This is a genomic window from Streptomyces sp. NPDC085900 (assembly GCF_044540925.1).
Classification (GTDB): Bacteria; Actinomycetota; Actinomycetes; order Streptomycetales; family Streptomycetaceae; genus Streptomyces; species Streptomyces gilvifuscus.
In genome coordinates this window covers 100,403-112,943 of record NZ_JBITSP010000008.1, presented here as the reverse complement: position 1 = coordinate 112,943, position 12,541 = coordinate 100,403, and the positions used below count along the sequence as shown (strand labels likewise).

The window sequence follows — 12,541 nt, the reverse complement described above, 5'->3', positions numbered from 1 at the left end:
GTTCCGCCACACCGCACGGTGACGGGGGCCAGGTTCTCCTTGGCCAGGCCTGACCGGGGCCCCGATCGACCTCCTGGCGCCCGGCACCTCGGCCCGAACCGCGACACCGGCTCCAGGGCTCCGTACGCGCTACGCCGAAGCCGTCACGCCCCCACCGCGTCCGTCACGAAGACGCCCGACGCCCCCGCCCCCGACAGCGCCATCCGTTCCACCCGACGGGCCTGGGCGAGGCCGCCCGCGTCGACGAAGCTGAACGGGGTGGGGCCGCACAGGTGCAGGAAGGTCTCCTTGGCCTCCTCGTCGTCCGAGATCACTCGGATGACCGGGGCCATCGCGTCGGGTCCCCCGTCGAACGTCTCCCACCACACGTTCTTGAACGCGCCCACCAGGCGGGCCTCGGGGAAGGCCCGCGCGAGGTCCTGCGCGCCGCCCGCCGCCCAGGGCCCCACGAAGTCGAGGTGGCCGCCCGTGAACGGGTTGGTGATGTCCACCAGGATCTTCCCGCGCAGCGAGGGCCGCCAGGGCCTGAGCCGCTGTACCGCGCCCTGCACCCCGAGTGCGGCGGGGATCACCACGGCCGACTCCGCGACGACCTCCCTCCCCTGCCCGATCCGCACCTCGTGGCCGGCCCGGTCGAACATCGTCGCGAGCGCGTCGGCGATGCCGCCTGTGCCCAGTACACCGATCGTCGTCATGTTGCTGCTCTCCCCCGTTGTCACCGCTGTGTCATGCCGTGCGCGTCAGCACCAGGCTGACGTTGTGTCCCCCGAATCCGAAGGAGTTGGCCAGGGCCGCGTCCAGGTCGACCGTGCGGTTGTGCCCGGCGACCACGTCCAAACCGACGCGCGGATCGGGCTCGTCCAGGTTGAGGGTGGCCGGGACCACCCCGTGGTGCAGTGCCAGGAGCGCGGACATCGCTCCGAACGCCCCCGAGGCGCCGAGCATGTGACCGGTCATCGATTTCGTTGCCGTCACCGCCGGGTGCACGCCGATCGCCTTGGCCACCGCCTCGGCCTCGGCGAGGTCGCCGCCGGGGGTGGAGGTGGCGTGCGCGTGCACATGCCCGATGTCGTCCGGTTCCAGGCCCGCGTCCCGCAGTGCCGCCCGCATCGCCAGCACCTGGCCCTCGCTGTCGGACGCGGATATGTGCCGGGCGCTGGAGGTGACGGCAGCGCCCGCCAGCGTGCCGTAGACGCGGGCCCCTCGGGCACGGGCGAACCCGGCCCGCTCCAGGACCACGACCGCGGCGCCCTCGGCCATGACGAAGCCGGAACGGTTCGCGTCGAAAGGCCGGGAGACCGCCTCCGGATCCCCGCCCTGCTGGGACAGCGCCTTCATCTGTGTGAACGCGGCCACCATGAACGGGTGCAGGCACGCCTCGGTCCCCCCGGCGACCACCACGTCGGCGCGCCCCAGCCTGATCAGGTCCAACCCCAGGGCCAGCGACTCGGCCCCCGCGGCGCAGGCGCTGACCGGTGCGCGCGCCCCGGCCCGCGCCCCCAGGTCCATGCTGACCCAGGCGGCGGGCCCGTTCGGCATCAGCATCGGCACCGCGTACGAGGACAGTTTTCGCGTCCCCGACCGCTCGTACAGGTCGTCCTGCCCGAGGGCGCTCAACACGCCTCCGATGCCGGTGCCGACGACCACCGCCAACCGTTCAGGTTCCACCGAGGGCTCCCCCGCGTCCCGGAACGCCTCGCGGGCGGCCGCCACAGCCAGTTGCTCGCCCCGGTCGAGTCTGCGGGCGTGCACCCGGCCGAGCACCTCCACTGGGTCGGCGGTCACCGTGCCGGCGATCCGCACCGGAGGGTCCTCCGGCCAGTCCGCCGGCAGGCTTCGTATGCCCGAGCGTTGCTGGAGCAGGCCCTGCCACGACTCGGCCGCGCTCCCGCCCAGTGGTGTCAGGGCGCCCAGCCCCGTCACGAGCACCCCCTCGTCCCGGCTGTCCCGGCTCATCCGCTGCTCCTTTCCGTGTCTGCCTTATTCCGGCGGCCGGCCTGCAGGTCGGCGCGGGCGGCAGACCGGTCCGCACCGCTTGTCCGAACCTGTCCTGCCCGCCATGTCCGAGCCCGTCCTGCCCGCTCATGCCCGGTCGCGTCCGTGGTCGCGTTGGTCACGCGAAGACGATCGTGTGGTTGCCGTGCCGGATCACCCGGTCCTCGCTGTGCCACTGCACCGCGCGCGTGAGCACGGCCCGTTCCACGTCCGCGCCGCGCCGCTGGAGATCGGCGGCGGTGTCGGCATGGCTCACCCGGACCACGTCCTGCTCGATGATCGGGCCCTCGTCGAGCTGTTCCGTCACGTAGTGGGCGGTGGCGCCGACCAGTTTCACGCCGCGTTCCTTGGCCCTGGCGTAGGGGCCGGCGCCGATGAAAGCGGGCAGAAAGGAGTGGTGGATGTTGATGATGGGCACCCCGAGCCGCTCGATGAACTCCGCCGACAGGATCCGCATGTAGCGGGCCAGCACCACGAAGTCGACGTTGCCCTCGAGCAGCCGTAGATGCTCGGCCTCCGCGGCGGACTTGTCCGGGCCCGCGGAGGGGACGTGGAAGAACGGTATTCCGAAGGAGCGGACCTCCTCGGCGGTGTCCGGATGGTTGGAGATCACCATGGAGACGGTCACGGGCAGCTGTCCTCGCCGGTGCCGCCACAGCAGGTCCAGCAGACAGTGGTCGGACTTGGAGGCGAAGACCGCCACCCGTTTCGGCACCGACAGGTCCCGCAACGTGAACTCCAGCTCGAAGCCCCCGGCGAGCCGACCGCGCAGGTCCTCCTCCACCGCGGGCAGCACGGCCCGCAGGTGGTCGAGGCCGAACACCGTGCGCTGGAAGAACGCCCCGCCCTGCGGATTGTCCGAGTACTGGTCGAGGGAGACGATGTTCGCCCCGTGCTCGCCCAGCACCGATCCGACGGCCGCGACGATGCCCGGACGATCCTTGCCCCGGACCACGAGGGACGCGTGCCCATGGCCGGTGCGGGTCGTCCCGGCGGGCGCAGCGGCCGTCTCGACAGCGAGCGACATGTCAGATTCCCGTCCCGGACAGCGACTCGGGGGTGATGACGCCGCGGAACGTCAGCGCCACGTTGTGACCGCCGAACCCGGCGGAGTTCTTCACCGCGACGACCTGGTCGTCCCCCAGCTTCAGCGGGGCCCCGTGCACCACGTCGACGGAGAGATCGTCGTCGGGGTGGGTGAAGTTACGGGTGGGCGGCACCAGTCCGTGGTGCAGGGCGAGGATCGTCGTGATGGACTCGATGGCGCCCGCGGCCCCGAGGCTGTGCCCGGTCATCGACTTGTTCGCGGTGAGGGCGGGGCCCTGACCGGCGTCGCCGAACACGGTCCGCACCGCGCGTGCCTCGGCGGCGTCACCGGGTAAGGTCGCCGTGCCGTTGGCGTTGAAGTGCGTGACGTCAGCGGGGGTGACGCCCGCGTCCTTCAGCGAGGCCCGGATCGCCGCCACCGAACCGGTCCCGTTCGGTTCCGGCTGCACCATGTGGTAGGCGTCCGAGGAGATTCCCACCCCGGCGAGTTCCGCGTAGATCCGGGCGCCGCGCTCTCGGGCGTGCCGCTCGGACTCCAGTACGAGGATGCCGGCGCCCTCGCCGAGAACCATGCCGTCGCGCTGCGCGTCGTAGGGCCGGCAGGCCGCAGCGGGGTCGTCGATGCGCTGGGACAGCGCGCGCATGGCCGCGAACGAGGACAGCACCATGGGATGCAGGGGTGCCTCGGCGCCGCCCGCGACGACGACGTCCGCCTCCCCGCTGCGGATCAGCTCGGCGGCCGTCACGAGCGCCTGGGTGCCCGACGAGCAGGCGTTGACGGTGGCGTGCACGCCGAGACGGGCGTCGACCAGCAGGGCGACCGCCGCGGCGGAGCCGTTGCCCATCGCCATCGGCACGGTCATCGGCGGCACCCGCCGCCAGCCTCGGGTCTTCAGGGCCTCCCAGCCGTCGATGATCGCGGTCATGTCGCCGAGCGCGGTCGAGACGACCACGGCCACCCGGTGCGGGACGACGGCCGCCCCGTCGAGTCCGGCGTCGGCCCATGCCTCGGCGGCGGCCGTCACGGCGAGTTGGGCGCTGCGGCTCAGCCGCCGGCGCTGCTGGTGCTCGAGGCGCAGCCCGGGCTCCACCTTGACCCGGCCGCCCAGCACGGGCGGCATGTCCTTCGTCCAGGGCTCTCCGTCCAGCAGCGCTATGCCGCTGTCACCGCGCAGCATCGCGTCCCAGGTGTCGGCGACGTCACCGCCGAGCGGTGTGGTCTCTCCCAGGCCGGTGACGACGACCTTCGGTGTGTTGTCCTGCTGATGGGTGTTCATCGGTTTCGTGCCTCCTGGCCGAGCGTCGTGGCGAGCTTTGCGGAGTCCTTCTTCACCGAGTTGACGAGGACCTTCCTGAGCAGGGACTTCGGCATGATTCCGAAGTAGTCCCCGGGCTCCACCTCGAACGTCCAGTGCACGGTGGTGGTGCCGTCGGTGTTCTCGGCGTAGTCGTAGGTGCCGACGTAGCCGAACGGCCCGTCGAGGGTGTGGAACTTCGAGCGTCGGCCCGGCACGAACTCGTCGATCTCGACGGTGAACTCCATGCGCTTGCCGATCAGCTGGAAGGTGATCTCGTAACGGCCACCCGGGCGCGGCTCGCCGTTGAGCAGCTTCACGTCGACGCAGGCCGCCTGCCACACAGGGTCCTGCGCCGGGTCCGAGATCAGCTCGAACGCCTCTTTCGGGGTGGCGGGCAGGTGGAACGCGTACTCAGCGGTGACCGTCACGACGGTCTCCTTCCAGATCGGTCGCGGTAAGCGGAACGGGTGTCGGGTCCGGGCCGGCCGCCGGTGCCAGGTGCGGGGCGATCGCCTGGGCGGCGACCTCCGCGTGCGGCGGGTACATCACCGAGTTGTGGTCGCCGGACACGTCGACGACGTGCAGGGAGCCCTCGATCAGTGCCTCCCAGCCGAGCTTGGGCCCGTAGTCGGCCGGCTCGTCGGCCGCGCGCAGCAGCACCAGGTCCAGCGCGTTCGGTTCGGGCAGGTAGGTCTGCAGGGCGATGCCGTTGGCGAGGTAGGCCTCGAAGTAGCGCAGGATCTGGGCGCGGTCGGCGTCCTGGGCCAGGACGCCGATGGCGGCGGCTCGCTCCAGGATGTGGTCGAACGCGGCGTCGCCGCCGAGCGCCCGCAGGTCCTCCGCCGGGATGTCGAGTGTCTTCCCGGCGGGCACGGCGAGGTCCCGGGCGAACCAGGACAGCAGTGTCGCGTCGTCCGCCGACTCGGGGACGTTCTCCTCGATCGGGGCCCGGCTGTCGATGCCGAAGAGCAGCTCGATCTCCTCGCCCGCCGCGCGCAGTTGCCCGGCGACCTCGTAGGCGATCACTCCGCCGAAGCACCAACCACCGATCGCGTAGGGCCCGTTGGGCTGGGTCTCGCGGACGTGCTCCAGGTAGCGGGTGGCCATCGCCTCCACGCTGATCTCGGCCTCGCCCTCGTTCTGGATGCCGGGTGCCTCGATCGCCAGGACCGGTCGGCCGTCCGGCAGGTGCCGGGTCAGTTCGACGTAGCAGAAGACGGTGCCGCCGAAGGGGTGGAACAGGAACACCGGCCGGGTCCCCGGCTCTCCCTCGCGCAGCGTGACGACCGGGGTGCGCGAGGACTCCTGGCCGCCGCGTCGCACGATGGTGGCCAGCTCGGCGACGGTGCCCTGGCGCAGCATCACGGAGATCGGGATGTCCACGTCCCACTCGGCGCGGATGGCCGCGCTGAGCCGTACGGCGAGCAGGGAGTGACCGCCCACGTCGAAGAAGTCGTCGTGGATGCCGACCTGGGGGATGCCCAGGATCTCCGTCCACATCCGGACCAGCGTGATCTCGGTGGCGTCCCGCGGCTTCTCGAAGCCGGCGTCCGAGGTGACCACGGGTTCCGGCAGCCGGTTGCGGTCGATCTTCTTGTTCGCCGTCAGCGGCAGCTCGTCCAGGACCACCACGATCCCGGGCACCATGTACGGCGGCAGCGCCACCGCGGCCGCCGACCTGATGTCCGCCGTCCGCAGCTCTGCGCCGGGTTCCGCCACCAGATAGGCGACGAGCCGGTCGCCGCGCACCACCACGACCGCCGTGGACACTCCGTCGATCGCTTCGAGGACGGACTCGACCTCACCGAGTTCGATGCGGTAGCCGCGCAGCTTGACCTGGTTGTCCAGCCGGCCGTGGTGCAGCAGCCGCCCGTCGCTGGTCCAGCGGGCGCGGTCGCCGGTGCGGTACAGGCGCCGCTCGGGGGCGGCCGGCAGTCCGCTCACGAACCGCTCCGCCGTCAGCTCCGGCCGGTCCCAGTAGCAGGCGGCGAGACCGTCACCGCCGATCCACAGCTCACCGGGGAAGCTCGGCTCGACGGCACGCCCCTGCGGGTCGAGGACGTACAGCTGCGTGTTGGCGATCGGTGTGCCGATGTCGATGCCGGCCGTGGGTTCGACCAGGCCGGAGGTGGACCAGATCGTCGTCTCGGTCGGCCCGTACACGTTGCGCAGGCTCGCCACCCGGCCGTGCAGGAACTCGGCCAGTTCCAGAGGGAGTTCCTCCCCGCCGCACAGGACGTTCAGCCGTTCGGCACCGGTCCAGCCGGCGTCGCGCAGCATGCGCCAGGAGGTGGGGGTCGCCTGCATCCAGGTGGCCCCGGACGCCTCGATGCGCGCCGCGAGCGAGGCACCGTCGGAAGCCGTCCCGCTGTCGCACACGATGACCTGTCCGCCGGCGACGAGGGGCAGGAACAGCTCCAGACCGGCGATGTCGAAGGAGATCGTGGTGACGGCGAGCAGACTGTCGGCCGCGGAGAATCCGGTGTCCTCGCGCATGGCGAGAAGCAGGTTCATCAGCGCGTGGTGCGGGATCGCCACGCCCTTGGGGCGGCCGGTGGACCCGGAGGTGTAGAGGATGTAGGCGAGGTCGGCGGGACCCGCGACGGGCTCCGCCGCGGACGCGCCGCCGCTGCCCAGGTCCTCCAGGTTCAGCACCGGAAGGCCCGGCAGGTGGCTCTCACTCAGGCTCCGCTGGCTGAGCAGGAGCCGTGCGCGGGAGTCCTCGGCCATGTACGCCAGCCGCTCGGCGGGCAGCTTGGGGTCCAGCGGCACGTATGCCGCGCCGGATTCCAGGACGCCCAGGAGGGCTGCCACCAGCGGTGCGCCGCGCTCCACCATCACCGCGACGCGGTCCCCCACGGTGACCCCGGCGGCACGTACCGCCGCCGCGGTCTCCTCGACGGCCGTCAGCAGCCGGGCGTAGCTCCACTCCACGCCGTCGGCCACCAGCGCGGTCGCGTCGGGCGTTCGCTCGGCCTGCCGGCGGAAGCGCTGCCCCAACGTGGCCTCGGCCACCTCGCGTTCGGGACCGCTGCCCCACTCGGCGAGCCGCGCGCGCTGCCGGTCGTCCCCACGGACGACGGTGCGCAGAGCGTCGTCCGGGTGGGCGACCAGGGTCTGCACCGTGGTGACGAAGGCGTCGGCCAGCTCACGGGCGGTGCCCGCCTCGAAGATGTCGGTGTTGTAGCGCAGGACACCCGCGTAGGCGCCCGCCCGCTCCGCGCCCATCTCGATCCACAGATCGGTCTGCCCCTCCTGCTGCGGCAGCGGATACGGCCGCAAGGTGGCGCCGGCGATGTCGAGTTGGGCGCCGGGCTCCGGATCCAGCAGGAAGAACGCGTCCATGTCGTGCAGGAACGGCAGCCGGTCCCAGGCGAAGCCCGCCTGGTACAGCGGCGTCCGGCTCGGGTCCCGCGGCGGTGCCAGTTCCCGCACCAGCCAGGGGAAGGGCAGTTCCTGCGCCCGGGTAGCCTGCAGCACCCGTTCGCGGGTCGACGTCAGCAACTGACGGTACGTCGACTCCTCGTCGACCTCACCGCGTACGACGACCGTGTTGACGAAGTTGCCGAGCGCGTCGCGGAACTGGCGCTGCAACCGTCCCGAGGTCGGCGTGCCGACCAGGATGTCGTCCTGTCCGCTGAGCCGGCTCAGCAGCACGAAGTAGGCGGACAGCAGGACGGTGTACGGCGTCGACGACGTCTCGCGGGCGAGGCGCCGTACCGCTTCGGTGGCCTCGGCCGAGAGGGCGAAGGGCGCGGAGCCGCCGTCGTAGGAAGGCGCGGGCGGCCGGGGCCGGTCACCGTACAGGTCCAGGCCCGGCGGTACGTCCGCCAGCCGCTCGGTCTCGGCGTCGAGCAGGGCGCGGGCCTTGTCGGTGGTGAGGAATGCCTGCTGCTGCTCGGCGTAGGAGGCGAAGGCGCCGCCGTTGAGCGTGAACCGGTTCGGCGTGCCCTCGAGGCGGCTGCGCACCTCGGACAGCAGCAGAGCGAGCGACCAGAAGTCGGCGACGATGTGGTGCACGACGGCCGTGAACACCCAGGTGCGTTCGGCGGTGCGGTACAGGTGAACGCGCCACAGCGGCGGCCGCGACAGGTCGAAGGGCTCCCGGCTGTCGGTGCGGACGCGGTCGCGCAGGGCGTCCGGGGCCAGGCCCCGGACGTCGGTGTGCCGGATGACGAGGGGCACCGTCTGCAGGGTGAACTGCACGGGGCCGTCAGGGCCGCCCCGCAGACCGACCCGCAGGGCCTCGTGCTCACGCGTCAGGTCGTCGAGGATGCCTCGGACCTTCAGCCCCAGTTCCGGGTCGGCGGTGACCTCGGCGCCGAACACGATGTGGTAAGCCGAGCACTGCGGATCGGTCTCGTGGATGAACCAGAGGCCGGCCTGCTGCGCGTTGACGGGGTAGGTGCGTGTCGTTGTCTGCTCGGTCATCGCCGTCCGTCCGTCGCCTCGGCGAGCGGCTCACCGTTCATCAGCTGCCACAGGGCCTCGGCCAGGCTGTCCACGGTGGGGTGGTCCCAGAGCAGGTCCACCGGCGGGTCGGTGAGGCCCAGGGCGTCCTCGATCTCCATGCCGACGGAGAGCGCCGCCATCGAGTCGAGGCCGTAGGCGGTGAAGGGCTGGTCGGTCTCCAGTTCGACGGGAGCGACACCGGCTTCGGCGGCCACCGCCTTGATGAGGATGTTCCGGACGTCGTCCAGCGTCAGATCGGTGTGTGTGGTGCTCATTGCAGGTCGTCACCCTTTCCGATGGGTTCGAAAGTCGTTGGTCTCAGGCGGTGGTGGCTTCGCGGGCGCCCGGGGCCGCCAGGCGCACGGTGCGCAGGGAGAAGAACTCGTGGCCGGTGCGCTGGGCGTCCATCCGGTCGACGAGGGCCCGGGCGGTCGCCGGGTCGAGGTCTCCGGTTCCGTACTCGCGGACCTTGCGGCGGGTCAGTGCGGCCTCCAGCCAGGCGCCGTCGGCGAAGAACGCGTCTACTTGGTCGCGGTTGAACAGCCAGATCCCGAGCGCGGCGATCTTGGCGTGCAGGTCGCTGAGTTCCTCGGCGACGCGGAGCAGGGTGGGCGGAGTGGTCTTGCCGGTCTCGGGGGGCCGAATGGCCGCGTTCTGTACGGCTGGTGAGCGCCGGATCTCGGTGACTCGCGCGAGGAGGGTGTCGAGCTCCTGCCGGAGGTGCTCGGCCTGGGCGCGCAGGGCCGCGAGACGGTGCTCGTCGCAGCCGGCCGACGGCTCCAGTGCGGCGAGGCGGTCGATCAGGGCCGGGAGGCTGGCGAAGGTGGCGTCGCGGCCGCGGCCGAACACGCTCACCCGGTGCGGCTCGAAGGCCGGCAGTTCGGCCCCGAGGTCGTACAGCGCACGCCAGTCCTCGTCCCGGTCGTGGCCGTGCGCCTTGACCAGGGCGGGCAGTTGAAGCGCGATGCTGTCCAGACAGACCGGCTCGCTGCCGTCGAAGACCGAGACGACGGCGCCGTCGCGGAGCATCTTCTGGAACGTCCCCACGTGTTCGGGGGCGCGCATGAAGTACCGGGCGCCCAGCGTGCGGGCGAGCACCTTGGTGTTGAAGTCCACCATCCGGGCCACCTGCACCTTGGTGAGATTGCCCCAGATGCTGAACTGCTCGGTGTACAGGTGCAGTCCGCGCATCGCGACGAGGCTCTCGCACTCCGCCACCAGCAGGCTGAGGTAGGCGTTGGCGAGGGACTCCGAGACGTAGGGGATCTCGCTCGCCGGGCCGTCGTAGAGGATCCGGTCGGAGAGGAAGCCGGCCACCGTGCGGAGCATGGTGTCACCGGTCCCGAGGGAGAGGCCGGTGCAGAACGTGCGGGTGATCAGCAGCCCCCGCAGGGCGAGTTCGAGCCCCTCGCCCTCGGCGCCGAGCCGGGCGGAGGCGTCCACCCGGGCGTCGTCGAAGGCGACCCCGCTGATGTCGCAGCCGCGCAGACCGTGGGTGGGGACGCGGGGGACGCCGGTCACCGTGCCGGAGAGCACCTGCGACCGGTCCACGAGGAACATGGACTGCAGGCGCTTGGCGGGTGTGGTGTCGTCACCGGTGGTGCCGAGGACGACGACGTGGGTGGATGTGCGTCCCCGGTTGATCGGCCACTTCTCGCCGGACAGGACGTAGTGTCCGCCGTCCGGGACGGCCAGGAAACGGTTGGCCGCCAGGTCCGCGCCGTGCTCCGGTTCCGAGTAGGCCAGGCACGGGACGACTCCCCCGTGCAGGACGGTGGCGGCGTGCTTGGCCTGCTGTTCGGCGGTGCCGCCGATCCAGGCGAGCATCATCCATACCTGGGTGCTTTCGCTCACGGCGACATTCATGTCCCGGCGGGCTATCACGCGGGTGAGCATGAGGATGTCCTCGGCGGCTCGGAGATCCCCACCGAGCCACTCCGGAACGAAATATCGGTTGAATCCGAAACCACGCACACGGGTGATTCCGGCGGTAGGCAGTTCGTCCCGCTCATCCAGTTCGAGAGCTCCGGCAAAGGAGATCGAATTCGATTCCACTTCCGGGTCTCCGAGCCAGTCCTCGAAGGCCTCGGCGAGAGCAGCGGAAGTGACGGGCGGTTTCTCGGTGCCTAACTGAGTCATAGAACGCTTTCCATTCCAGGCGTGACAGAAGGAATCCATGCCGGGACAGGCGTGCACGCGAAAGCGCGCTCGCCGCATCACGGCAAATCGGAAACAGGAGTGCGCGTATGGTGACGCGCCTCGTTTACGCGCGTAGCTACGCGACGCGGCGCATCGGAAAAAGACGTGCCAGGGTCAGGCGTGCCGCAGCACTCAAGACAGATCAAGGCATGTCAGAGCTATGATCGGGCATGGCAGGGCAGAGGCCGACAGCATCGACCTGCCCTGTGTGAGCAGCACGAATGGGCGTGCGTCCCCGATCGTCAGCGTCGTCTGCGACAGCAGCCGAACTGCAGATGAACCGTCATGTGAATCTCCCCGTTTTGACGCGAATCAGGAGACACAGCCACCCCCGGCTAGCTCCTCATCGGCGTGCCTTGCTGAAGCTGGTCTGATCGATTCCGCAACCGCCGTCGGCTTCTTGGTTCCCCCATGCGACGCCGGCTCGAATATCGATTCCTCGCGATGCGCCTCTCGACCACATTAAGTGATGTTTTGGCCAGGCACAGTGAAAGCGTAGCAGGTGCGTCACTTCGTGCCACGTGACCCGGATCACGCGCCTATTCTCGATCTTCGGATCGAGTGAACGATTCTGCAGCTGCGGATTCATGCATGACCTGGCACGTCACTAGTGAATACCTAGTTCCGCATCCTCTATGCGGACCACACAATTCCGCCAGAAATCTCGCCACTTTGTCGGCGAGTCGTAGCGGAATGTTACGGACTAATGAATTCCAGCGCACGTGAATGGACAGCTGGGGCCCAGGTCCGGCGCGCCCGGTCTGCCGAGACGACGAGCCCTTCGAAGACGGATGGGGAGCCGGCGGCGCCGGGGGCGTTCGGTCGCCGGCGCCGACCCGTCGACTTCAGCGAGCCCGCGGCGACCCACACACACCCCTTCGCAGCTCGGGGCCGGACCGAGGGGTCACCCGGCGCCGAAACCCGCCTGGTTACTCACCCGGGAAACATTGTTATCTTCGATGGTGGAGATTCTGGACGATCGAAGGGAACCGGGTCATGGTGCGCAGCGCTAACGCCGAGCCGTCCGAGGTGCAGCTGTCCCCCCGGAAGGACTTCCCCATCGCCGAACGCCCGGGATACCTGCTCCACAAGGCCGGCCTGGTCCTGGTCGAGGACGTCGAGAAGGCACTCGGCGCGGTCGGCATGCGCATCCGCTACTTCTTCGTCCTGGCCGCCCTCTCCGGTGGCCCGGAACTGTCCCAGCAGGACCTCAGCCGCCTGCTGAACCTGGACCCGACCACCGTGGTCACCGTGATCGACGAGATGGAGCGCAATCAGCACGTCGAGCGCCGACGCAACCCCACCGACCGCCGCCGCTACAACCTGATCCTCACCGACTCCGGCCGGGAGGCACTGGCGACGGCCGACCGGATCGCCACCGAGGTCGAGTCCTCGTTCTTCGGCACCCTGGAGGAGAGCGAACGCGAGGCGCTGCGCGGGATGCTCGGCAGGCTTCTGGCCGGCCGCTGGCCCGCATCCGTCTGCTCCGACTGAGACGCCCCCTCCCACTGAAGCACCCCTCCGGGCGTCGGACACCTCGTCCGACGCCC

General features: G+C 70.5%; 9 protein-coding genes. 1 reads left to right on the top strand and 8 read right to left on the bottom strand.

The window, feature by feature from the left end; all coding sequences use genetic code 11:
- Positions 1-143: 143 nt before the first annotated feature.
- From ACIGDI_RS26940 to ACIGDI_RS26905, 8 genes are all read right to left on the bottom strand, one after another.
- The gene (locus tag ACIGDI_RS26940; protein ID WP_399901487.1) at positions 144-695 is read right to left on the bottom strand and encodes an NADPH-dependent F420 reductase; all 552 of its coding nucleotides are present in this window, start codon (positions 693-695) and stop codon (positions 144-146) included.
- A gap of 31 nt (positions 696-726) precedes the next feature.
- Complete coding sequence (locus ACIGDI_RS26935) at positions 727-1,956, bottom strand: beta-ketoacyl-[acyl-carrier-protein] synthase family protein (RefSeq protein WP_399901484.1); 1,230 nt, start codon at positions 1,954-1,956, stop codon at positions 727-729.
- Positions 1,957-2,113: 157 nt separating this feature from the next.
- A complete protein-coding gene (gene purU / locus ACIGDI_RS26930) occupies positions 2,114-3,022 on the bottom strand; it encodes a formyltetrahydrofolate deformylase (protein ID WP_399901481.1) in 909 nt (302 codons plus the stop codon).
- 1 nt (position 3,023) lies between these two features.
- Positions 3,024-4,319: a beta-ketoacyl-[acyl-carrier-protein] synthase family protein gene (locus tag ACIGDI_RS26925; protein WP_399901478.1), complete on the bottom strand. Its 1,296-nt coding sequence runs from the start codon at positions 4,317-4,319 to the stop codon at positions 3,024-3,026.
- Entirely contained in the window at positions 4,316-4,768 is a 453-nt protein-coding gene (locus ACIGDI_RS26920) for an SRPBCC family protein (protein WP_399901475.1), read from the bottom strand. Before ACIGDI_RS26920 ends, ACIGDI_RS26925 begins: the two co-directional genes overlap by 4 nt.
- Positions 4,752-8,771 (bottom strand): amino acid adenylation domain-containing protein, encoded by a 4,020-nt coding sequence (locus tag ACIGDI_RS26915; protein ID WP_399901472.1) that lies wholly within the window; start codon positions 8,769-8,771, stop codon positions 4,752-4,754. Before ACIGDI_RS26915 ends, ACIGDI_RS26920 begins: the two co-directional genes overlap by 17 nt.
- Positions 8,768-9,067 carry an acyl carrier protein gene (locus tag ACIGDI_RS26910; protein ID WP_200699430.1) on the bottom strand — a complete coding sequence of 100 codons (300 nt, stop codon included), beginning with the start codon at positions 9,065-9,067 and terminating at the stop codon, positions 8,768-8,770. The genes ACIGDI_RS26915 and ACIGDI_RS26910 overlap by 4 nt, the downstream gene beginning before the upstream one ends.
- 43 nt (positions 9,068-9,110) lie before the next feature.
- Positions 9,111-10,646 (bottom strand): acyl-CoA dehydrogenase, encoded by a 1,536-nt coding sequence (locus tag ACIGDI_RS26905; protein WP_399901469.1) that lies wholly within the window; start codon positions 10,644-10,646, stop codon positions 9,111-9,113.
- Between the two features lie 1,341 nt (positions 10,647-11,987).
- On the opposite strand from ACIGDI_RS26905, the gene ACIGDI_RS26900 reads away from it, so the two are divergent.
- Positions 11,988-12,485: a MarR family winged helix-turn-helix transcriptional regulator gene (locus ACIGDI_RS26900; protein ID WP_399901467.1), complete on the top strand. Its 498-nt coding sequence runs from the start codon at positions 11,988-11,990 to the stop codon at positions 12,483-12,485.
- The last annotated feature ends 56 nt before the right edge of the window (positions 12,486-12,541 follow it).